The sequence below is a fragment of the Escherichia sp. MAL-1 genome (assembly GCF_052948035.1).
Genome location: NZ_CM129609.1, coordinates 786,740 through 807,368 on the forward strand (window position 1 = coordinate 786,740; position 20,629 = coordinate 807,368).

The window sequence follows — 20,629 nt, forward strand, 5'->3', positions numbered from 1 at the left end:
ATCACATGAATTCGTTATCCCGCACACAAAAACCACGGGCAGGTTTTACCCTGCTGGAAGTGATGGTGGTGATTGTTATTCTTGGCGTCCTGGCAAGTCTGGTGGTGCCTAACCTGTTGGGCAATAAAGAGAAAGCGGATCGGCAAAAAGCCATCAGCGATATCGTGGCGCTGGAAAACGCACTGGATATGTACCGACTGGATAACGGGCGTTATCCAACTACCGAACAGGGGCTTGAGGCGCTGATCCAGCAGCCAGCCAATATGGCGGACGCCCGCAACTACCGTACTGGTGGATACATTAAACGACTGCCAAAGGATCCGTGGGGCAATGATTATCAGTATCTCAGCCCGGGTGAAAAAGGGCTGTTTGATGTTTATACCCTGGGGGCGGATGGTCAGGAAAACGGGGAAGGCGCTGGCGCAGATATCGGTAACTGGAATTTGCAGGAGTTTCAGTAAGCAGTGCCTGAACGCGGATTCACACTTCTGGAAATCATGTTGGTGATTTTCCTTATCGGCCTTGCCAGTTCGGGCGTGGTACAGACGTTTGCGACCGATTCTGAACCGCCCGCGAAAAAAGCGGCACAGGATTTTCTGACTCGCTTTGCGCAGTTTAAGGACAGGGCAGTGATTGAAGGGCAGACACTCGGTGTGCTAATCGACGCGCCTGGCTATCAGTTTATGCAGCGTCGTCAGGGGCAGTGGTTGCCCGTTTCCGCGACCCGGTTATCGGCACAGGTTACGGTGCCAAAACAGGTGCAGATGCTGTTACAACCCGGAAGTGATATCTGGCAGAAGGAGTATGCGCTGGAGCTGCAACGTCGTCGCCTGACGCTGCACGATATTGAACTGGAGCTGCAAAAAGAGGCGAAAAAGAAGACGCCGCAGATCCGTTTTTCGCCTTTTGAACCCGCCACGCCGTTTACGCTGCGCTTCTACTCGGCGGCGCAAAACGCATGTTGGGCGGTAAAACTGGCGCACGATGGCGCGTTATCCCTCAATCAATGTGATGAGAGGATGCCATGAAGCGCGGATTTACCTTGCTGGAAGTGATGCTCGCGCTGGCGATTTTTGCGCTGGCTGCCACGGCGGTATTACAGATTGCCAGCGGTGCGCTGAGTAATCAGCACGTTCTTGAGGAAAAAACGGTAGCGGGCTGGGTGGCTGAAAACCAGACTGCGCTGCTCTACCTGATGACCCGTGGGCAGCGGGCGGTCAGGCAGCAGGGCGAGAGCGATATGGCAGGAAGCCGCTGGTACTGGCGAACCACACCGCTGAGTACAGGCAACGCGCTGCTCCAGGCGGTGGATATTGAAGTCAGCCTTCACGAAGACTTTTCGTCGGTCATTCAGTCACGACGCGCCTGGTTTAGCGCCGTGGGAGGCCAACAGTGAGAAGGACTCGCGCTGGTTTCACGTTACTGGAAATGTTGGTGGCAATTGCCATTTTTGCCTCGCTGGCACTGATGGCGCAGCAGGTGACTAACGGCGTCACGCGCGTGAATAGCGCCGTCGCCGATCACGATCAAAAACTAAACCTCATGCAGCAAACGATGAGTTTTCTGACCCACGATCTGACCCAAATGATGCCGCGTCCGGTAAGAGGCGATCAGGGCCAGCGTGAACCAGCTTTACTGGCTGGCGCTGGCGTGCTGGCGTCTGAGAGTGAAGGAATGCGTTTTGTGCGCGGCGGTGTGGTTAACCCGTTGATGCGTCTGCCGCGCAGTAATCTGCTCACCGTCGGTTACCGCATTCATGACGGTTATCTCGAACGGTTAGCCTGGCCGCTGACCGATGCCGCAGGCAGCGTGAAGCCGACAATGCAAAAGTTGATTCCGGCCGATTCGCTCCGTTTGCAGTTCTACGACGGCACGCGCTGGCAGGAGAGCTGGTCGTCAGTACAGGCGATCCCTGTGGCGGTACGCATGACCCTGCATTCGCCGCAATGGGGCGAGATTGAACGCATCTGGTTGTTACGCGGGCCGCAATAATCATGATCACCTCACCACCAAAACGCGGAATGGCACTGGTCGTGGTGCTGGTATTGCTGGCGGTTATGATGCTGGTAACCATCACGCTTTCCGGGCGGATGCAGCAACAACTTGGGCGAACGCGCAGCCAGCAGGAGTACCAGCAGGCGCTGTGGTACAGCGCCAGTGCGGAAAGCCTGGCGCTGAGCGCGCTCAGTCTGAGCCTGAAAAATGAAAAGCGCGTGCATCTGGCACAGCCGTGGGCATCCGGCCCTCGTTTCTTCCCTCTGCCGCAGGGGCAAATTGCGGTCACCCTGCGTGACGCACAGGCTTGCTTTAACCTGAATGCCCTTGCTCAGCCGACAACGGCGTCGCGTCCGCTTGCGGTACAACAGTTGATTGCCCTGATCTCGCGCCTGGATGTGCCTGCTTATCGGGCCGAACTGATAGCCGAAAGCCTGTGGGAGTTTATTGACGAGGACCGCAGCGTGCAGACGCGTCTGGGCCGTGAAGACAGCGAGTATCTCGCCCGTTCGGTGCCTTTCTACGCCGCGAATCAACCGCTGGCTGATATCAGTGAGATGCGCGTGGTGCAGGGAATGGACGCCGGGCTTTATCAAAAACTGAAACCGCTGGTCTGTGCGCTGCCGATGACCCGCCAGCAAATCAACATCAATACTTTAGACGTCACGCAAAGTGTGATTCTTGAGGCGCTGTTTGACCCGTGGTTAAGCCCTGTTCAGGCGCGGGCGTTATTACAACAACGTCCGGCGAAGGGCTGGGAAGATGTCGATCAGTTTCTTGCACAGCCGCTACTTGCTGACGTCGATGAGCGTACTAAAAAACAGCTAAAAACCGTCCTGAGCGTGGACAGCAATTACTTCTGGCTGCGTTCAGATATCACCGTGAATGAGATTGAACTGACGATGAACTCGTTAATTGTCCGCATGGGCCCACAACACTTTTCGGTTCTCTGGCATCAGACAGGAGAAAGTGAGTGAGTTCCATCCTTGAGATTTTTTTCCCGCTTTGCGCCGCTGATCCCATCCATTGGCAGCGCCGTACACCCGATGTGGAGCACGGTATCTGGTCTGACGTTGCTAACGAACAGCTCCAGCAATGGCTGCAAACCGATGCGATTCGACTCTACATTCCCGGCGAATGGATCAGCGTCTGGCAGGTTGAACTGCCTGATGTCGCCCGTAAGCAGATACCGACCATTCTGCCCGCCTTACTGGAAGAAGAGCTGAACCAGGATATCGATGAACTGCATTTCGCCCCGTTGAATATCGACCAGCAACTGGCAACCGTAGCAGTGATTCACCAACAGCATATGCGCAACATTGCGCAGTGGTTGCAGGAAAACGGCATCACCCGCGCTACCGTCGCGCCGGACTGGATGTCCATTCCTTGTGGGTTTATGGCTTGCGATGCGCAACGGGTTATCTGCCGCATCGATGAATGCCGGGGATGGAGCGCCGGGCTGGCGCTGGCTCCGGTCATGTTCCGCGCCCAGCTCAATGAGCAGGATTTACCGCTTTCGCTAACCGTAGTCGGCATTGCACCGGAAAAGCTATCAGCATGGGCTGGCGCAGACGCTGAACGCCTGACCGTTACAGCTCTGCCCGCCATTACCACTTATGGCGAACCGGAAGGGAACCTGCTGACAGGGCCGTGGCAGCCTCGCGTCAGCTACCGAAAACAGTGGGCGCGCTGGCGGGTGATGATTCTGCCGATATTGCTGATTCTGGTTGCGCTGGCAGTGGAGCGGGGCGTGACGTTATGGAGCGTCAGCGAACAGGTGGCGCAAAGCCGCACCCAGGCGGAGGAACAGTTCTTAACGTTGTTCCCGGAGCAGAAGCGGATTGTGAATTTACGCTCTCAGGTGACGATGGCGCTGAAAAAATATCGCCCACAGGCCGACGATACCCGGCTGCTCGCCGAGTTGTCAGCGATAGCCAGCACCCTGAAATCAGCGTCACTTTCCGACATCGAAATGCGTGGTTTTACCTTTGATCAAAAACGCCAGATACTTCACCTCCAGCTACGGGCCGCGAACTTTGCCAGTTTCGACAAACTGCGTAGTGCACTGGCAACCGATTATGTTGTGCAACAGGACGCGTTACAGAAAGAGGGTGATGCGGTTTCCGGCGGCGTAACGTTGCGGAGGAAATAACATGTTACGCGATAAATTTATTCACTATTTTCAGCAATGGCGTGAACGCCAGTTAAGCCGTGGCGAACACTGGCTGGCACAACACCTGGCGGGGCGTTCTCCGCGTGAAAAGGGCATGTTACTGGCAGCGGTGGTGTTCCTGTTTAGCGTCGGATATTACGTCCTCATCTGGCAGCCGTTGAGCGAACGGATTGAGCAACAGGAGACAATATTGCAGCAGCTGGTGGCGATGAACACCCGACTGAAGAACGCCGCGCCGGATATTATTGCAGCGCGAAAATCTGCCACAACAACGCCTGCGCAGGTATCGCGGGTCATCAGTGACAGTGCTTCCGCGCACTCGGTGGTCATCAGGCGGATAGCCGATCGTGGGGAGAATATTCAGGTCTGGATAGAACCTGTGGTGTTTAATGACCTGCTGAAATGGTTAAACGCACTGGATGAAAAATATGCGCTGCGGGTGACACAAATTGATGTCAGTGCTGCTGAGAAGCCTGGGATGGTGAATGTGCAGCGGCTGGAGTTTGGACGGGGGTAAAGTATCAGGAGATTAATATCAATAAAATTACTCTCGTTAACGTGGCGAGAGTAATTCCCCCAGACTTTATAAGCTAATTTTTTTCGTGAAGGTTATTGTCAGATCCAAAAGCAAAAACCCGCCTTGTGGGCGGGTTCTTAAGAATTAGTGGTGCCCGGACTCGGAATCGAACCAAGGACACGGGGATTTTCAATCCCATTGCCGGAAAGTGAAATCCTTTGCCTTTCTGTTTAAGAGATGTGAATAATCACTAACACATGCGTCCAAACCATTGTTTTGGATGTGCAAAATGAAAATACTTCCCGTTATCTCTCCCAAAGGTGGAGAAGGTAAATCCACGTTTGCTGCTTACCTTGCCGCTTTCCTTGCCGATGCCGGGCTGAACACCCTTCTTGTGGATGCAGACTATTCCCAGCCCACAGCCAGCAGTATCTTCATGCTGGAACATGAATCTCCTTTCGGCTTCTATGAATTGCTGATGCAGATGGTCAGTGACCAGACGCAGTGCATTTCGCAGACCGCCATAAAAAATCTTGATGTCATCTACTCTAACGACCCGGACGGGCTGTTGCCGACCGCGATGCTCCACGCTGCAGACGGCCGTCTGCGCCTGCGTAACATACTTCAGCATGCCTTCTTTAACCGTTATGACGCCATTATTGTGGATTCTAAAGGCGCAACAGGCGTCATGACCGAACTTTCCCTCCTGTCCTCTACCGGTAATGTTATGGGCATTGTTAAACCCATCCTTCCGGATGTCCGTGAATTTATCCGCGGCTCCCTTCATATGCTTACCCGCCTGAAAACCTATGAAAATTACGGTATCCGCCTTCCTGATATTTCCATTCTCGTCAACTGTATCGAAAACACTCTGCTTGACCGTGAAGCAATGGACGGTCTTGCCGCGATCATTAACGAAAAACATTACGACGCCTCTGCGCTGGGCAACCGTGACGTTTATCGTTTACTCGATACCCGTATCGAGGCGTTGGATATTTTCAAACTGGGGCACGTCAAGCAGCAGCCCGTGCATCGTCTGGAATACAAAACGCGTCGCAAAGGTCCGGCCGCAGCCGTCACCATGCACGACCTCGCGTGTGAACTGTTCCCTGAGTGGCAGAGCCATTTCAGTGACGTTCTGACCCGGGAGGTGCGTCATGTCTGAGATGATGATGCCCTGCTCTTATGAGGCTGAGCAGGCCGTACTGGGCGGACTGATGCTTGATAACGACCGGTGGGATGAGGTGATACTGCAAATCTCCCCGGAAGATTTGTTTTCCCGGCCGCACCGTATGGTCTTCCGCGTGATGGCCGAGCTGGCCGGGGAAGGGCTACCGCTCGATCTCATCACTATTACGGAACGGCTGGAGAACAGAGGCGACCTTGAACAGTGTGGCGGCTTTGCTTATCTGGCTGAAATGAGTAAAAACACGCCGTCTGCAGCCAATATCCTGGCTTACGCCGTGGTGGTGGCGGAGAAAAGCCGCCTGCGGCAGCTGATGACAGTGGGTAACAGTCTTCTTTCCGATGTGCAGGCCCCGAAAGCCAGCTCGGCGGGTATTCTTGAGTCGGCCGAAGGTAAGCTGTTCAACATTGCTGAACAGGGAGCCATACAGCTCAACAGTGAGACCGGCGTTAACGAAGCGCTGGATAAACTGCTGACGCATCTGGAAAGCATGTCCGCCAGTGACGGCCTCACCGGGACACCGACCGGTTTCAGCGAACTGGACGCGATGACCTGTGGTCTCCAGCCCGGCGATCTGGCCCTGCTGGCCGCCCGTCCTTCCATGGGGAAAACGTCGCTGGCCATGGCCGCCTGCACCGCGGCCGTGGGCGCAAAACCTGACGATCACGTCTTTGTGTTCAGCCTTGAAATGCCCTCAGAGCAGCTGATGATGCGCCTGCTGGCGATGGAAGGCCGGGTGGAACTGTCCCGGCTTCGCAGCGGCAACATGGATGATGAAGACTGGGCTCGCGTGTCCAGGGCGACCGGTCGCATTATTGAGTGGAAAAACCGTCTGATCATTGATGATACCAGTTACCAGACCCCGGCCACACTGCGCGCCCGCGCCCGTCGCTATGTCCGCAAATACGGCAGACCCTCTCTCATCATGCTGGACTATCTGCAGCTTGTCCGCTCCCCCGAGCAGGAAAACCGCACGCAGGAAATAGCGGAAATTTCCCGCTCGCTTAAGGCGCTCGGTAAAGAGCTGGGCTGTCCGGTACTGGCGCTTTCCCAGCTCAACCGCCTGGTGGAGCAGCGGGCCGATAAACGCCCCAATAATGGTGACCTGCGTGACTCTGGTGCGCTGGAGCAGGATGCAGACCTCATCATGTTTATTTACCGGGATGAGGTTTATAACCCCGGCACCCCTGATTCTGGTGTGGCTGAGATCATTGTCGGCAAGCAGCGGCAGGGGCCAACCGGCACGGTGAAAGTCAAATTTGACGGGCGTTACACACTGTTTTCGGAGTTTCAGGAAGGCAGCTATGACTTCGGTTACCGCAGCGGGAGGAAACAGGCATGAGCCGTAAAAGTTCTAATGTGGGGGCTGCCATGCTGCAGCCCGGACGCCAGTCGCAGGCGGCCGGCAATATCAGCGTCATGCCGGCGGCTGAAATGCCCATGGTCCTGACGCTCGACCAGTTAAGCCCGAATCCTGATAATCCGCGAACATCACGCAATCCGCGTTATGACGATATCAAGGCTTCCATCCGTTCGCGCGGGCTGGACACCGTACCCAAAGTCACCCGTGATCCGGATGGTGAGCCCGATATGTACATCTTCAGCGACGGTGGTAATACACGTTATCAGATCCTGTCAGAACTGTGGCAGGAGACCGGAGAAGACCGGTTTTTCCGCGTCCATGTGTTGTTCAAGCCGTGGCCGGGGCGACTGCAGTGTGTTATCGGCCATCTGGCAGAGAATGAAGTGCGTGGGGAACTGAGTTTTATTGAAAAAGCGCAGGGGATCCACAAAGCCCGCTCTATATATGAAGAGCAGTTGGGAAAGCCAGTCTCTTTACGACAGTTGTCAGAACTTCTGACCCGTGAAGGTCTGCCGGTACATAATTCAACTATCAGCCGTATGGAAGATGCACTGAGATATCTTTTTCCGTGGATCCCTGACCTGCTTGAGTCCGGGCTTGGCAGGCCACAAATAACGTCACTGCTGGCGCTCCGGCATGATGCTGAACGCGTGTGGGATGAGTTTTGCCTGATTTCAGACACAGGCGACAAATCCTTCAGCGACGTTTTTGGCCAGTGCTGTGGCCGTTTCAACTCACCGGAACTGTGGTCTCTTGAGATGTTTCGCGATGAATTTATTGGTGATTTACTGCAGGCGTTACCCCATCCGGAACTGGACTATGACCGCTGGATGATGGAACTCGATCCTAAAGAACGCAACCGCAGACATCACTTTGGCGAGCCGGAGACGGTTGCCTTTCCCGCCGCAAACAAGCCTGTTAATGCTGATCCCGCCCTGCATACCACAGGCTCAGATGAGAGTGAAGGCGTCCCGCTACCTGTCTCCAGTTCACGTCCTGAGGTCTCAGGAGGGGCTGCAACGCCCGTTCCGGGTAATGCGTCTTCTCCTTCTGAAACACCGATTAATGAGCCCCCTCGGTATGAGGTTCAGCCAGATATGTACGGTGCCGCGCCGGTCATTTCAGGTAAGAGCGGGGATGTTAGCAGGCTGGTTACCCTCTCCGATGGGTACGGAGAAGAGAATGATGGAGAAGAGGACAATGGGGAGGATGGCCTGCTTTCTCTTTTAACACCAGAACCTGAAGTTGTCCTGCAGGATGACACGCCCGTGACTAATGACAGCATCTGGCATGTGCCGGCCCATCAGGACGATATCGAACACCTGCAGAATACCGCTTTTCGTCTGGCATGGGAGCTGGGTGAGGTCCTTGGCTGCGAAGAGGAAATTCTTCCGCAACGCGACAACGACATGTCTGCCGGTTACGTCGCGGCAGGTGAGGTGTGTTCTGAAGCCGCCGCCTTTCTGCTGGGCCTGACCGGCGAAGCGCCTGCGCTGCATCCTGCGGCAGGGGTGTGTGGCCTGCCGGAGCTTTTCACCGGCGGCCCGGGTGAGGGGGAAGCTCCTGTCCTGACAGATGAAGATGCCCTGAAACTGCTGCGCCTGATGCGCGTTATGCGCCGTCTTCGGGAACTGCAACGCGGTCTGACGTACGGGGAGGATAACAGCGATGAATAACTCACAGCGACAGTTGCGACTGCTGAATCTTGTCAGGAAACTGCTGAAGCTGGGCCGCAGCAACAGTAATGCCCATGAGGCAGGACTGGCCCTGCAGCGAGCCCAGAAGCTGATGGCCAGATACGGCATCAGCGAACTTGACGCCGGCCTTATTTCCGTGCGGGAAGCCTCTTCCCGCACAGCCCCTTCGGATGCTGAAAAAGTTCCGGAATGGATGGTGACCCTTGTCCGGGGCGTCTGTCATGCCTTTGGCTGCCGCGCTTATTATTCATGGCGTCAGACCTCTGCCGGGTATCGCCGTTCGGTAACCTTTTACGGATTCAGTGAAAAACCTGAGATAGCAGCCTATGCCTTTGATGTGCTGACGCGCCAGCTGAAAGATGCCACAACTTCTTATCTTAAAACCCAGAGCAAGCGGCTGAAACTGGCCACACGCCGGGCGAGAGCGGAGCAGTTTCGTGACGGCTGGGTATGTGGGGTACGTGAGCTGATATCGGCGACTGACATCAGCAGCGAAGAGCAGCAGGTGATGAGCCACTGGCTGGAAAGCCGCAGTATGAAAACAGTCACAACCCGTGAACTGAAAGCCTGCCACGGGGCGGATACAGCACGTTATCAGGGGTATGAAGCCGGACAAAATGCCCGTCTTCATCAGGGTGTCAGCGGCCGGGGTCCGGCAGCCATTGGTTACCGTCAGGATTAAGGGGGAATGATGAACAGTTTATCTCAGGCTGCAAACGGATTACTGATGCAGCTGGTTATGGATCTCAGAAGTGGCTATCTGCGCCGCTGCGAATCGCTGGGACTAAACCGCGAGGAAATGCAGATGCTGCAGGGGCTCTCGCTCGAAGAGCTTCACTACGTTTCCGGTAGTGAGGTGTCGATCATCAGTGTGGGCATCAATCACGGCAATCTGGTGCGCATGCTGCAGCAGGCCCGGACGGAGCAGAAACGACTCCAGCGTATCGATCGGGCGCTGGTGCTGGGCGGCTCCATTGAACTGATGGCCAATTACTTCGGGCTCTCCAGTACGGAGGTGGCGGCCCGCCGTCGTATTGCCGGTATCGATGTCCGGCCGGGGCGCGGTAACGCACTGGGTGATGAGGAAAACGCCGCCCTGTGGCGTCAGTGGCAAAAATCCGGCATTGAAGATGCGGAAAGTGCTGACGGGCTGGACGTGATGATGCTGGCTGCAGAACAGATGAACGTCTCGCTGACGTCCGTCTGGCATGCCGTCCGCGGCTGGCACAAGACCCGGCAGCCTTCTCCGGCACGAACGCCGGTAAGGAAGACGGCATGAAATACAGAATGGTTGCGCCGGGCCTGCGGGCTCCCCATGGTGCGCCGCCGCAATGCTGTCAGAAGGCGTTACATCAGGTTCGCCGTTTCCGGCAGGGGGCGCGTAATTACACCCGGCTCGATGAGAAAGGCTGCGGTTACTACAAAATCGATCTCGGCCCGTTCTGGCGTCTGCTGAGTCGTAACGAAGGCCGGACATGGCTTCTTCTCAGCCACGAACGCTATAACAGCGCCATACGGAAATAGCAGCATGACAGCCTGTTTGCCCTGCACCCGTACGCGGGTGCAGTACTAAGCATACTGACAGTTCAGAACGGCCGTGATGGCGGCCGAAAAGGAAAAATAATGAGTCTGCCTGCAGAAAGCCTGATTGCTTATACGCTGGATAAAATGAATGCCCGCCTTGCGGCCAGTCCCCGGCGGGATGATGGCAGGATACGTAACGGCCTGCTGTTTACCGGAAATGTGCATGATTCCATTCCCCGCCGCCTTCTGCTCGACACGCGGTTGTCACCACTGGACAAGATGGGCTGGATGATGATCCGGCTGTATGCAAAAAATAATGAGGGGGCGGTTTTCCCCAGCTATGACGAGCTGCAGCTGCAGCTTGCCTCGCCCGGAAAGGGGAAAGCCTCAAGGGAAACGGTAAGCCGCGTCCTGCTGATGCTGCGAATAACCGGCTGGCTCAGCCTCTGTAAACGCGTGCGCGATGATAAAGGGCGGGTGCGGGGGAATATCTATGCTCAGCACGATGAGCCCCTGACGTTCAGCGATGCGGAAACGCTAGACCCCCGCTTCCTTGATACGGTGGCGGACGCCTGCCTGAGTAAAAACCGGACTATCAGCCAGACCGCCCGCGAAGTGCTCGACGATATAAAAAACGACCCCACCATGCGCCATTATCGCAGCCATCTTGCGCTGATCGAATCGCGTCTGGACCGCCCACAGACGCCCAGCCAGATGGCGAAACATCATCACCGAATACCCTGTCCCGCACCGGGTTCGGAAACCGAACTCAGTCATAAACGGCCAGGAATCGTCGCTAAAAAACAGGGTTCGGATACCGAACTCAGTCCAGAAAGGGACAACAAATCACTGAGTCCGGAATCCGTACTGCCAGTAAAAACAGGCAGTTATGGCCGGGTTCGGAAACCGAACCATTACGTACGTAGTATCACACACAGTGTGAATAAAAATACGTACGTACCGGGTAAACCTGTGCTTCCCGACAGTCTGCATGAACTTGTGCCGGCAGAAGATATTGCCATGCTGACCGCACAGCTGCACGCGCTGCCTGAAGAACAGGCACAACTTGTGCTGCTCAGCCTGCAAAAGGTGATGGCACGCCAGCAGCTCAGCAACCCGGTTGGCTGGTTGCTGGCCGTAATGAAAAAGGCGCGTGAGGGCAGGTTGTACGCGCCCCGTCAGGCTGATGATTCGCCTGAGAGTGCCGTGCAAAAAAACGTTCAGCGTCCTGAACAACAGCTGTGGAAGCCAGAAGCACGCACTTCTGTCCATCCTGTATCGGAAGAGAACATACGAAATTTGGTTAGAGATATTCGTAGAAAGCTAAACGATAGATAGCTACTTCTGGAACTGGCGGTTAAAAAACAACCACTGCCGCGAGTGGCAGCAGTGGTTAAAAAGTAAACAGTGCTGCGAGTGGCAGCAGTGATTAAAAATCAGTCAGTGCTGCGAGTGGCAGCGGCGTATAAAAAATGTACAGCACTGCATGAGTCTAGTTTGAGTAAAACATGAAAGGATTTTATCTTTTGATTTTTAAGCAGTTTGAGGTGTCATTTTATATAACTGACTACTTCAACGCCCTGAGCTAGCCCGCTATGAAGCCATATAAGTGAATTTCCGGGATTAGGGATCTGGTTTATGGTTGTCCGCAAGCTCCTGCCTGAAGAGTATCACTGACTTAGGTCGAACCTGACCGGGCTCTTACAGGAGATGATTTCATGACCACTGAAAATGAAACGCGAAGCGATAAACCGGGCGGACTCACATCTTCCCTGAAAATCGAGATCCACTCAAACTATGCTATCCGTCTCTGGGAAGGCCGCCCGCAGGCTCAGGCGAAGGAAGGTGTAAAGAAAGTTAAGCATGCCATCATGAGTATGCCCCAGGCTATTAAGCGCTCAGGAATTATTTATCAGGATTCCCTGGCGGATAATCCATGGGCAGATGAGGCGATGTTCAGGGTTGAAACGCTTTTGAATGAAGCTGGAGAACATATCAAGAGCCGGGTAGAAGAACTTGAGATCATATTGAAATCAGTTCCCCCTGCTGTTTCATTTTCTGACATTGCCTCCTCGTCTCCACTTAATATAGGCGTATACAGTCGTTCTCCGCTGGGTTACAGATGTGTATGGGTGCTTGTCGGATATGACCAGATGGCCCTTAAAGCATTCCAGGCGGCTCATTACGGTCTCATATCCCGCAACCGTCGCGATGAACTACTGAGCCATTGCGCTCACTTAATCAGAAAAGTATATGGTGTGCTACGCCTTTATCGAACCGTCAGGGTTAACCGTGCTGACATAGCAATCCAGACTAAAGAAGCACAACAGGCAACAGAAAAACTGGGCATGCCCGATACTGACATTCTTTCTGGTAAGAAACGCTCTTCCTTTTCTCCACCTCTGAGAAAAGCCGTTCAGGAGGAGAAATAATATGATTCGCCCTGTGTTCCTCCTCACCTCCTTCTTTTTACTGAGCGGATGCGCAACAACGGACTGGGCTGCGATTAATAAACAGGTCAGTGATACAGCCGCAAACCTGACTAAATCTCTGGGTGGCAACAGCAGTGGTGAAAGTGGCGGCATGCCGCTGATGAGCCCGGCAGGGCAACAGGCCATGCAGTCCGTCGATAAAACGTTCTCCGTGCCAGTCGATGTGGATACGGCAGCGGCCCGCTTAAAGCGGCACTATAAATTCATTTCCACGCAGGAGCTTGAGTCCATGCGCCAGGCCGCAAATGACGGGGACTGGAAAGCGGCGGCTGAAGATGATGCGCATCCCGTCTGGGACGCCATGCCGGGCAGCTACTACAAAATGGGCTCCGACTGGAACGGACGTGATCACCTGGATATCGAAATCGAGAAAAACGGGTCCGGCAGCAGGCTCTATGTTGTCTATCGCTCATCATCATCACAGCGCCTGGCCGGGTCCGGCGTCAGGAAGCTGATAAATGATGTCCGCGCTGTTGCGGCCGGTGAAGAGCGCTGATACGGGAGGCAACACATGCAACTCTTTCTTTGTGAGAAACCCTCCCAGGCAAAGGATATTGCCCGCGTGCTGGGTATCAGCAAGCGTGAGCAGGGATTTATCAGCGGTGGTAACATCGTTGTGACCTGGGCGATTGGTCATCTGCTTGAAACTGCCAGCCCTGAAGCCTATGGCGAGCAGTATGGCAGACCATGGCGTGCCGATGTTCTGCCTGTGCTGCCTGAGGCCTGGAAAATGGTCGTCAAAGAGCAGACAAAATCGCAGTTCACCGTTATCAGTAAGCTACTCAAAAAGGCGTCTGAGGTGGTCATCGCCACCGATGCCGACCGCGAGGGCGAGGTGATCGCGCGTGAGCTGCTGGAATACTGCCGCTACAGTGGCGCGGTACGCCGGCTCTGGTTGTCAGCCCTGGATGAGGCCAGTGTGAAGGAAGCACTGGGCAATATTCTTCCCGGGGAAAAAACAGCCCTGCTGTATGATGCCGGCAAGGGCCGGAGCCAGGCTGACTGGCTCATCGGTATGAACCTGACCCGCCTTTATACTCTCAAAGCCCGTGACTCAGGGGTGTCAGAAGTGCTGTCCGTCGGGCGGGTACAGACGCCGACGCTTGCCATGGTGGTTAACCGGGATAATGAAATTACGTCCTTCGTGCCAAAGCCCTGGTGGCAGGTACATGCGCTTATTGAAAAAGAGGGCGTCCGGTTCCGGGCGGGCTGGGTGCCCGTTGAGCAGTACTGTGACGAGGAAAAGCGTTGCATTAATCCCCAGGCAGCGCGGGCGGTGGGACAGCTTTGTCAGCAGCAGGGCAGGGCTGCGGTACTGGAGGTGACACAGAAGCGGGAGAAAACGGCTGCGCCGCTCTGTTTTGACCTGGGCACCCTTCAGCAGGTCTGTTCCCGAAAATTCGGCATGGGCGCAAATGATGTGCTCGCCATTGCCCAGTCCCTTTACGAAACCCACAAAGCGACCACCTACCCCCGTACAGACTGCGGCTTTCTGCCAACCTCCATGCAGCAGGAAATACCCGACGTTCTGGCAGCAGTGGCTAAATCCGATCCCACTGTGGCCCCGGTACTGAATCAGCTGGACAGGCAGTTTGTCTCGCGTGTCTGGAATGACAAGAAAATCACCGCGCACCATGCCATCATTCCCACCCGGCAGGCATTTGATTTGTCGCGCCTCAGCGCCGATGAGCTGAAGGTCTACCAGCTGATTCGCCAGCATTATTTCGCTCAGTTCCTTCCGCTGCAGGAATCTGACGTGACGGAGGCGTCTTTCAATATTGGTGGCCAGCTGTTCCGTACACGCGGGAAAGTCGGTGTGGTGACGGGCTGGAAGTCATTGTTCCAGGCTGAAAAAGATGACGACGAAGAGGACGTCGACGGTGACAGTATGGCGCTGCCAGCGCTGGCAAAAGGGGATATTTGCGCTGTCACCGGTGCTGAGGTTAAGGATATGAAAACCAGCCCGCCTAAACCGTTCACGGAGGGGACGCTGATCGCTGCCATGAAGAACGCAGCCAGTTTCGTCAGTGACCCGAAGCTGAAGAAAGTGCTGCGTGATAACGCAGGCCTGGGCACTGAGGCGACGCGTGCGGCAGTACTCGAAACTCTTTTCAGGCGGCGTTATCTGGATAAAAAAGGGAAGCATATACATTCCACGCAGATAGCCCGGGAGCTGATTGCGGCCCTGCCGGAAACGCTGACGAGCCCGGGCATGACCGCGTTATGGGAGCAGGCACTGGATGATATCTCGCAGGGGAAAATGTCGCTTGCGGTCTTTATGCAAAAGCAGCTGCAGTGGACCCGTCACCTGATTGAAAAAGGCCGCCAGGACAGTGTGAAAATTACCGCTCCCGTCACGCCCCCCTGCCCGTTATGCAAAGGGCCCATGCGTAAACGCCAGGGTAAGAAAGGAGATTTCTGGGGTTGTGTGCGTTACCCAGACTGCAAAGGTATTATTAACACCAACGGGAAAAAGGCCACAAAGCGCAAAAAAGCAGCAACAGGGACAAAAACAGAATCATCCGCACAGTGATGAGTTATTTCACTGTACAACCCCGGGCCGGGTTCTGCTAATGTGACTACGCTTCGATATGTACCCCTTTGCCGGAGGCAGCCAGCTTAACTTTAACGGGATTAATCTGGCAACCGGCACGACGGTCTGCCATCGCACATCTGGCAGGAACTGTAAGACGCATGCGCTCCGTGAAAATCGCGTCGGGAACTGATCCCCGGAGTAGTGAGATACATTAAGGTCTGGTACAGCCCCCACGGCGTTGCATATGCAGCGCCGTTTTCATTTCTGGTTTTATGGGTTGACACCAGGCTTGTTTGGTTTAAAAATCAACAGTGCTTACCGCTGTTTTTCACAGCCAGCTAAAGTTTCAGTAGTCTGAGAGAAACGCCTTCGGGTGACTGCCAGCTAACGTTTCACCGGTCTGAGAGAAACACCTTCGGGTGACCGGAAAATCCTCGCAGCCTGAGAGAGGATACCCTCGGGTGGTAAATCCGTTTAACCTCTGGAAACGGATATCACTGCACAGTGATTGAGGTCCTTTCAACATACCAGACTATCAGGATTCAGCTGATCCTGACCCCCGACGGGAAACTACTCCCGTCAGGGCAGATGGTTTCTCCGCCGTACCTTTTTTTACCTCCGTGGAGAAAACATCATGTCTGCAAACAATACTTCTGCATCTGCAAAATCTGAGTACTTCAACCTGACTATCAAAGGCATCGGGTATCTCAGCAACATCCGCCAGGTTAACCATCAGAATGGCTCGTTCCTCAGCTGCGTCATCAATGCACTGAGTGGTCCGACTGATAATCCGGCCTACGTTCGTTTTGACATTTCTGTCGCAGGTAAAGAGGCTTCCAGCCTTATCGCTCGCTGCCAGAAAGCCGTCGATGAAGACAAAAAAGTCCTGCTGGGCTTTAACCTGAGTAACCCGTCCACGGACATATTTACGCTGAACAAGGGCGACCATGCCGGTGAACAGCGTGTCAGTCTGAAAGCCCGCCTGATAAAGGTGGACTGGATCAAAATAGGCCAGGACATGGTTTATAAGACTGAAAAATCTGACTCCGTGCCGCCGCAGAATGGCTCTGCTGCACAACAAAACTACGCAGAAAACTCATTCTGATGCGCACCTGACACACCCCGTTCGCGGGGTGTGTCTTTATTCCTTACAGGAGAATTGATTATGTCCTCACGCGGCGTTAACAAGGTTATTCTTGTCGGAAACCTCGGCCAGGATCCTGAAGTTCGTTATATTCCTAACGGCAGCGCAGTTGCCACCCTTTCTCTGGCCACGTCTGAGAGCTGGCGCGATAAGCAGTCCGGCGAACAGAAAGAAGTGACCGAATGGCACCGGGTGGTTATTTTCGGCAAGCTGGCAGAAATTGCGGGTGAATATCTGCGTAAAGGCTCCCAGGTTTACATCGAGGGCCAGCTGCGCACACGCAAATGGACCGATCAGGCCGGCCAGGATAAATACACCACAGAGGTGGTGGTCAATACTGGTGGCACCATGCAGATGCTTGGCGGCCGACAGTCCGACAGCGGACAGAATACGTCTTCCCGGAATGACTGGGGGCAGCCTAAGCAACCTTCAGGGCCGGCTCACAGTGGCCAGGCTTCCGGCAGCAGTGCCGGTGCGCCACCGATGGACTTCGATGACGATATACCGTTCATTGGCTTCGGGTATGGAGTACCAAAATCGGCAATCCATGCACTCTGAACAGCCTGTCTGGGAGTTGCTCTGAACTTACACATAATCCGGTCAGCATTTAAGGATAACTGACATGCCTGTTATACTGAGGATCAACGGTTTCCGGTTCTTTTTTTATTCTAATGAAGGTAACCCTCTCGAACCTGCACACATTCACGTAATGAAAGCAGGTAGTGAAGCCAAATTCTGGTTAACGCCATCAGTGGCACTGACCAGTAACGACGGGTTTAATTCACGGGTATTAAAAGAACTGACGGGGATCGTTGAAGATAACCAAGCATTGTTTCTGGAGGCCTGGAATGACTATTTCAGCTAAACGGGTCAGCTTCGATGAGGCCACGATGTGGGTTGAACTCAACGACGCCCGTACCATCGGTGTGCCGCTGGCATGGTTTCCACGCCTGTTGCATGCTTCAACTGAACAGCTTAACAGCTATGAACTGAGTCCCCGTGGTATCCACTGGGACGCGCTGGACGAAGACATTTCTGTTGCGGGTTTGCTTGAAGGCCGCGGCGATGTGGCCCATCGTCCCCATAAAGTAGCCTGACAGCGCGCTATTAGTGAAAAACGCTGGCTTTTGCCGGCGTTTTTTTTCATCAACGGAAAATCAGTTGTTAATTGAGTGAAACCGGACCGATTCCGCACAGTGAGGGCTGTTTTGTCACTGTACAGGAAAATTCCGGATGAAACGTAACACCGCTCACAACATATTTTCACCAGGCAGGCTTGCCACTGTTCTTCCCCTGCTGCTCCTTGCGGGCTGTGTTTCCCAGCCGCAAAAGTTGCAGCAACGTGCGCCTGCGGATCCGACCCCCGGCACAACCGTCACCCGCAACGTTCTGCCGGTCTCTCCGGACGAGTATGCGCGGACGCCGGAAGTGGTGCGCTACGATCGTTATCTGCTGGTCAGTACCGATCCGCAGGCGGCCCAGCGTGACCCTCTCTCGCAGATTATTGATATTCGCATCCCGTCATCCCTGCATCCTACCGTGGCGGATGCGCTGCGTTACGCCCTGCGCCAGTCCGGTTATTCCCTGTGCGCGACCGGTTCTGCCAACGGCGTGCTTTACCGCCAGGCATTGCCGGCAGTCCAGTACCAGCTGGGCCCGATGCGCCTGCGTACTGCCCTGCAGGTCCTGGCCGGTCCGGCCTGGCAACTGGAAGTGGACGATGTGCAGCGGGTGGTCTGCCACAGCCTGCGCGACGGCTACCAGCTGCCGGTCACCCAGCTTCCGCCGCCGGTCAGCACCTGGTCCACGCCTGCGCTGTCAGCAGTGTCACAACCGGCCATCATCGCACCTCAGTCAGTACCGGTTAAACCTGTCAGCGGAGGGTTTCTGAGAAAATGAGCGAACAGCAACCATTCCATACGGACCCCGCTCCGGCCCGTAAAAGATTCAGCTGGCGTCCCCGCCGCCGCCTCATCTGGGGCGCTGCCGGCGGTGTGGCGCTGGCTGGCATTCTGGCGCTGGGCTACACCGCCTTCAGTCTGAGCATATCGAACCTTGATGAACGCCTTACACGCCTTGAATCTCAGGGCAGTACAGCGGCCACTGTTGAGACAGTTGCGGCCCTGCAGTCAGATGTGACCACGCTCAGAGCCGGTCTGCAGGATACGCGGAAAAATCTCGGCGAGGTGCAACAGCGGCTCAGTGTTGTTGCGAAACAGGCAGGCAGCGACGAAGTGGTGCGTCAGTCATTGCGAACCCTTCAGGACGCCCGGCAGGGGCTGGAAACCCGCCTGAGTGCGCTGACGGAGCAACTGACAGCGCTGAAATCACAGCCGGCACCCGCACCCGCCGCACCTGTCGCCGCACCGGTCAAAAAAAACGCGCCTGCTGCAAAAAAGCCCCGTCCCGCTGACACACGTCGTTCTGCTTCGTCCCTTCGCGTGGCCCGCACTGCGCCTTTTGTGCTGACGGGAGTGGAGAAGCGGGGGGCAGAGTCCTGGGCAGCCATCGCGCCCCGGGGATACAGCAGCCTGTCGCAGGTGGCCCTGGTCGGAGAGGGCGAAACCGTGGCCGGCTGGACGCTGGTCAGCGCCGGTTATGGTGAGGCGACGTTTCGGGTTAACGGCCGCCTGACCGTGCTCAGAGCAGAATAACGGATCGAATGATGAAACTTAAACATACCTTTTTAGCCGCCATGCTGCTGAGCCCCCTGACCCTGGCCGCGACCACATCAGGGCAGACGGATGTCAGCCGGCAGGCGTCAACACAACGGGCGGACTCCGCACAACAAAACCTGCAGCAGCAGGCCGGTCAGTGGGGACTCAGCGCCGACGATTATCAGCGTTATCAGCAGCTGATGAAGGGACCCCGGGGTATCCAGTCGCCGGGCCTCGATCCGCTTTCCACCCTGGGTATTGAGGCGCAGACGCCGGCAGAGCGCCGTAAGTTTGCTGAAAAGTGGGTGAAGGAAGAGTTTGCCCGCACCCAGAAGGAGCTTGATTTCCAGCGTGAGGTGAACGCGGCCTGGCAGCGCCTGTATCCGGGCACGCTGCCGGTCAATATGGGGAACGCCTCCGGCGTGGCGCACGACAGTGGTGGCCGGCTGGCGCTGTTCGTCAGGTCAAAAGACTGCGCCACCTGCGACGCGAAACTGTCTGCCGTGCTGGCTGACAACCGGCCGGTGGACATCTATCTGGTCGACAGCCAGGGCAGTGATGATGCGCTTCGCAACTGGGCACGGGACCATCACATTCCCGTGGAAAAGGTCCGCAAGCGCCAGATCACGCTTAACCACGACGGCGGCCGGTGGATGCGCTTTGGTAACGGCCTGATGCCGGTTTTACTGCAGCAGGCGGGAGACGGTAAATGGGCAATCGCAGCGTTCTGACCGGCGCGCTGGCGCTGGGCTTACTGATGGCGGCCGTCCCTGACGGCCATGCTGACCAGACGGTGCCGGAGGGTTACGTCCGCGTGGCCATGGCGCACGGCGTGCCCCCGGAAGCGCTTTACTCGGTATCACTGAGCGAGTCTTCGTGCAAACTTCCCCGCGGAGTACGGCCATGGCCCTGGACCATCAACGTGGCAGGCAAAGGGTATCGCTATGAGACGCGCCTGCAGGCCTGGCAGGCGCTGCAGGTCTTTATGAAGCGTCACCCGCTTAAGCGCATCGATGTCGGTATTGCCCAGGTCAATCTGGGCTGGAACGGTCATCATTTTGCCTCAACGTGGGATGCGTTTGACCCTTACACCAACCTGAACGCCGCCGCCGCCATTCTGCGTGAGTGCTGGGCGCGTAAGCCCGGAAGCTGGCTGGATGCGGCTGGCTGCTACCACCATCCCGCAGGTGGTCAGCCTGCTGCACGTTACCGCGCCATTGTGAGAGGGCATCTGGCAAAAATCAGCCCTGCATCCCGCATTTCTGCGCCGGCAGCTGAAGCGCCCCGTTCGGCTGCTGCGCTTACCCCCGATCCAGGCTTCCTCTGGACTGAACCCGGGAGATAA

The 20,629-nt window shown here is 55.7% G+C and carries 25 protein-coding genes; all 25 read left to right on the forward strand.

Translation table 11 applies throughout. From position 1 onward, the window contains the following. Nucleotides 1-5 precede the first annotated feature (5 nt). On the forward strand, nucleotides 6-461 hold the full coding sequence (gene gspG, locus ACU8XX_RS03850) for a type II secretion system major pseudopilin GspG (protein WP_001087289.1): 456 nt from the start codon (nucleotides 6-8) through the stop codon (nucleotides 459-461). A 3-nt stretch (nucleotides 462-464) separates the two neighbouring features. After that, nucleotides 465-1,028 carry a type II secretion system minor pseudopilin GspH gene (gene gspH / locus ACU8XX_RS03855; protein WP_001115154.1) on the forward strand — a complete coding sequence of 188 codons (564 nt, stop codon included), beginning with the start codon at nucleotides 465-467 and terminating at the stop codon, nucleotides 1,026-1,028. After that, nucleotides 1,025-1,396: a type II secretion system minor pseudopilin GspI gene (gene gspI, locus ACU8XX_RS03860; RefSeq protein ID WP_000820113.1), complete on the forward strand. Its 372-nt coding sequence runs from the start codon at nucleotides 1,025-1,027 to the stop codon at nucleotides 1,394-1,396. The genes gspH and gspI overlap by 4 nt, the downstream gene beginning before the upstream one ends. After that, entirely contained in the window at nucleotides 1,393-1,992 is a 600-nt protein-coding gene (gene gspJ / locus ACU8XX_RS03865; RefSeq protein ID WP_001255034.1) for a type II secretion system minor pseudopilin GspJ, read from the forward strand. The genes gspI and gspJ overlap by 4 nt, the downstream gene beginning before the upstream one ends. 2 nt (nucleotides 1,993-1,994) lie before the next feature. After that, nucleotides 1,995-2,972, forward strand: coding sequence for a type II secretion system minor pseudopilin GspK (gene gspK, locus ACU8XX_RS03870; RefSeq protein ID WP_000633209.1), 978 nt, complete (start codon nucleotides 1,995-1,997; stop codon nucleotides 2,970-2,972). Further along, nucleotides 2,969-4,147, forward strand: a complete 1,179-nt coding sequence (gene gspL, locus ACU8XX_RS03875) for a type II secretion system protein GspL (RefSeq protein WP_000094962.1) — start codon at nucleotides 2,969-2,971, stop codon at nucleotides 4,145-4,147. Before gspK ends, gspL begins: the two co-directional genes overlap by 4 nt. Before the next feature lies 1 nt (nucleotide 4,148). Next, entirely contained in the window at nucleotides 4,149-4,685 is a 537-nt protein-coding gene (yghD, locus tag ACU8XX_RS03880; RefSeq protein WP_000942785.1) for a GspM family type II secretion system protein YghD, read from the forward strand. A 289-nt stretch (nucleotides 4,686-4,974) separates the two neighbouring features. After that, the gene (locus tag ACU8XX_RS03885; RefSeq protein WP_003036609.1) at nucleotides 4,975-5,850 is read left to right on the forward strand and encodes a ParA family protein; all 876 of its coding nucleotides are present in this window, start codon (nucleotides 4,975-4,977) and stop codon (nucleotides 5,848-5,850) included. Beyond that, on the forward strand, nucleotides 5,843-7,213 hold the full coding sequence (gene dnaB-PI / locus ACU8XX_RS03890) for an SPI-7-type island replicative DNA helicase (protein WP_003036612.1): 1,371 nt from the start codon (nucleotides 5,843-5,845) through the stop codon (nucleotides 7,211-7,213). The genes ACU8XX_RS03885 and dnaB-PI overlap by 8 nt, the downstream gene beginning before the upstream one ends. Further along, nucleotides 7,210-8,910, forward strand: coding sequence for a ParB family protein (locus ACU8XX_RS03895; RefSeq protein ID WP_003036615.1), 1,701 nt, complete (start codon nucleotides 7,210-7,212; stop codon nucleotides 8,908-8,910). Before dnaB-PI ends, ACU8XX_RS03895 begins: the two co-directional genes overlap by 4 nt. Then, the gene (locus tag ACU8XX_RS03900) at nucleotides 8,903-9,613 is read left to right on the forward strand and encodes a DUF2786 domain-containing protein (RefSeq protein ID WP_003036618.1); all 711 of its coding nucleotides are present in this window, start codon (nucleotides 8,903-8,905) and stop codon (nucleotides 9,611-9,613) included. The genes ACU8XX_RS03895 and ACU8XX_RS03900 overlap by 8 nt, the downstream gene beginning before the upstream one ends. Before the next feature lie 6 nt (nucleotides 9,614-9,619). After that, complete coding sequence (locus ACU8XX_RS03905) at nucleotides 9,620-10,210, forward strand: DUF2857 domain-containing protein (RefSeq protein WP_003036620.1); 591 nt, start codon at nucleotides 9,620-9,622, stop codon at nucleotides 10,208-10,210. Beyond that, nucleotides 10,207-10,455, forward strand: a complete 249-nt coding sequence (locus ACU8XX_RS03910; RefSeq protein ID WP_003036622.1) for a ParE family toxin-like protein — start codon at nucleotides 10,207-10,209, stop codon at nucleotides 10,453-10,455. Before ACU8XX_RS03905 ends, ACU8XX_RS03910 begins: the two co-directional genes overlap by 4 nt. Before the next feature lie 99 nt (nucleotides 10,456-10,554). Further along, complete coding sequence (locus ACU8XX_RS03915) at nucleotides 10,555-11,793, forward strand: STY4528 family pathogenicity island replication protein (RefSeq protein WP_003036623.1); 1,239 nt, start codon at nucleotides 10,555-10,557, stop codon at nucleotides 11,791-11,793. Between the two features lie 380 nt (nucleotides 11,794-12,173). Then, nucleotides 12,174-12,887 (forward strand): PFL_4669 family integrating conjugative element protein, encoded by a 714-nt coding sequence (locus ACU8XX_RS03920; protein ID WP_003036626.1) that lies wholly within the window; start codon nucleotides 12,174-12,176, stop codon nucleotides 12,885-12,887. Between the two features lies 1 nt (nucleotide 12,888). Next, nucleotides 12,889-13,443, forward strand: a complete 555-nt coding sequence (locus ACU8XX_RS03925) for a hypothetical protein (RefSeq protein ID WP_003036628.1) — start codon at nucleotides 12,889-12,891, stop codon at nucleotides 13,441-13,443. Nucleotides 13,444-13,458: 15 nt separating this feature from the next. Next, nucleotides 13,459-15,480, forward strand: a complete 2,022-nt coding sequence (locus ACU8XX_RS03930; RefSeq protein ID WP_003036629.1) for a DNA topoisomerase III — start codon at nucleotides 13,459-13,461, stop codon at nucleotides 15,478-15,480. 637 nt (nucleotides 15,481-16,117) lie between these two features. Then, on the forward strand, nucleotides 16,118-16,588 hold the full coding sequence (locus ACU8XX_RS03935) for an STY4534 family ICE replication protein (RefSeq protein WP_003029691.1): 471 nt from the start codon (nucleotides 16,118-16,120) through the stop codon (nucleotides 16,586-16,588). A 60-nt stretch (nucleotides 16,589-16,648) separates the two neighbouring features. Continuing rightward, nucleotides 16,649-17,185 carry a single-stranded DNA-binding protein gene (locus ACU8XX_RS03940; RefSeq protein WP_058684970.1) on the forward strand — a complete coding sequence of 179 codons (537 nt, stop codon included), beginning with the start codon at nucleotides 16,649-16,651 and terminating at the stop codon, nucleotides 17,183-17,185. A gap of 64 nt (nucleotides 17,186-17,249) precedes the next feature. Then, nucleotides 17,250-17,492 (forward strand): DUF4160 domain-containing protein, encoded by a 243-nt coding sequence (locus tag ACU8XX_RS03945; protein WP_003029696.1) that lies wholly within the window; start codon nucleotides 17,250-17,252, stop codon nucleotides 17,490-17,492. Then, nucleotides 17,476-17,724, forward strand: coding sequence for a DUF2442 domain-containing protein (locus ACU8XX_RS03950; protein ID WP_003029697.1), 249 nt, complete (start codon nucleotides 17,476-17,478; stop codon nucleotides 17,722-17,724). The genes ACU8XX_RS03945 and ACU8XX_RS03950 overlap by 17 nt, the downstream gene beginning before the upstream one ends. Nucleotides 17,725-17,860: 136 nt before the next feature. After that, entirely contained in the window at nucleotides 17,861-18,526 is a 666-nt protein-coding gene (pilL2, locus tag ACU8XX_RS03955) for a PFGI-1 class ICE element type IV pilus protein PilL2 (RefSeq protein WP_003029699.1), read from the forward strand. Next, nucleotides 18,523-19,281, forward strand: a complete 759-nt coding sequence (locus ACU8XX_RS03960; RefSeq protein WP_003029702.1) for a hypothetical protein — start codon at nucleotides 18,523-18,525, stop codon at nucleotides 19,279-19,281. Before pilL2 ends, ACU8XX_RS03960 begins: the two co-directional genes overlap by 4 nt. A gap of 11 nt (nucleotides 19,282-19,292) precedes the next feature. Continuing rightward, nucleotides 19,293-20,015, forward strand: a complete 723-nt coding sequence (locus ACU8XX_RS03965; RefSeq protein WP_003029704.1) for a TIGR03759 family integrating conjugative element protein — start codon at nucleotides 19,293-19,295, stop codon at nucleotides 20,013-20,015. After that, complete coding sequence (locus tag ACU8XX_RS03970; protein ID WP_003029706.1) at nucleotides 19,994-20,629, forward strand: transglycosylase SLT domain-containing protein; 636 nt, start codon at nucleotides 19,994-19,996, stop codon at nucleotides 20,627-20,629. The genes ACU8XX_RS03965 and ACU8XX_RS03970 overlap by 22 nt, the downstream gene beginning before the upstream one ends.

Coding starts and splice junctions, on each gene's coding strand:
- gspG (WP_001087289.1), top strand. CDS start 6: ATGAATTCGTTATCCCGCACACAAAAACCACGGGCAGGTTTTACCCTG.
- ACU8XX_RS03970 (WP_003029706.1), top strand. CDS start 19,994: ATGGGCAATCGCAGCGTTCTGACCGGCGCGCTGGCGCTGGGCTTACTG.
- ACU8XX_RS03895 (WP_003036615.1), top strand. CDS start 7,210: ATGAGCCGTAAAAGTTCTAATGTGGGGGCTGCCATGCTGCAGCCCGGA.
- gspK (WP_000633209.1), top strand. CDS start 1,995: ATGATCACCTCACCACCAAAACGCGGAATGGCACTGGTCGTGGTGCTG.
- ACU8XX_RS03960 (WP_003029702.1), top strand. CDS start 18,523: ATGAGCGAACAGCAACCATTCCATACGGACCCCGCTCCGGCCCGTAAA.
- dnaB-PI (WP_003036612.1), top strand. CDS start 5,843: ATGTCTGAGATGATGATGCCCTGCTCTTATGAGGCTGAGCAGGCCGTA.
- ACU8XX_RS03965 (WP_003029704.1), top strand. CDS start 19,293: ATGAAACTTAAACATACCTTTTTAGCCGCCATGCTGCTGAGCCCCCTG.
- ACU8XX_RS03920 (WP_003036626.1), top strand. CDS start 12,174: ATGACCACTGAAAATGAAACGCGAAGCGATAAACCGGGCGGACTCACA.
- ACU8XX_RS03945 (WP_003029696.1), top strand. CDS start 17,250: ATGCCTGTTATACTGAGGATCAACGGTTTCCGGTTCTTTTTTTATTCT.
- ACU8XX_RS03935 (WP_003029691.1), top strand. CDS start 16,118: ATGTCTGCAAACAATACTTCTGCATCTGCAAAATCTGAGTACTTCAAC.
- ACU8XX_RS03905 (WP_003036620.1), top strand. CDS start 9,620: ATGATGAACAGTTTATCTCAGGCTGCAAACGGATTACTGATGCAGCTG.
- pilL2 (WP_003029699.1), top strand. CDS start 17,861: ATGAAACGTAACACCGCTCACAACATATTTTCACCAGGCAGGCTTGCC.
- gspI (WP_000820113.1), top strand. CDS start 1,025: ATGAAGCGCGGATTTACCTTGCTGGAAGTGATGCTCGCGCTGGCGATT.
- ACU8XX_RS03940 (WP_058684970.1), top strand. CDS start 16,649: ATGTCCTCACGCGGCGTTAACAAGGTTATTCTTGTCGGAAACCTCGGC.
- ACU8XX_RS03925 (WP_003036628.1), top strand. CDS start 12,889: ATGATTCGCCCTGTGTTCCTCCTCACCTCCTTCTTTTTACTGAGCGGA.
- ACU8XX_RS03950 (WP_003029697.1), top strand. CDS start 17,476: ATGACTATTTCAGCTAAACGGGTCAGCTTCGATGAGGCCACGATGTGG.
- ACU8XX_RS03900 (WP_003036618.1), top strand. CDS start 8,903: ATGAATAACTCACAGCGACAGTTGCGACTGCTGAATCTTGTCAGGAAA.
- ACU8XX_RS03915 (WP_003036623.1), top strand. CDS start 10,555: ATGAGTCTGCCTGCAGAAAGCCTGATTGCTTATACGCTGGATAAAATG.
- yghD (WP_000942785.1), top strand. CDS start 4,149: ATGTTACGCGATAAATTTATTCACTATTTTCAGCAATGGCGTGAACGC.
- ACU8XX_RS03885 (WP_003036609.1), top strand. CDS start 4,975: ATGAAAATACTTCCCGTTATCTCTCCCAAAGGTGGAGAAGGTAAATCC.
- ACU8XX_RS03930 (WP_003036629.1), top strand. CDS start 13,459: ATGCAACTCTTTCTTTGTGAGAAACCCTCCCAGGCAAAGGATATTGCC.
- ACU8XX_RS03910 (WP_003036622.1), top strand. CDS start 10,207: ATGAAATACAGAATGGTTGCGCCGGGCCTGCGGGCTCCCCATGGTGCG.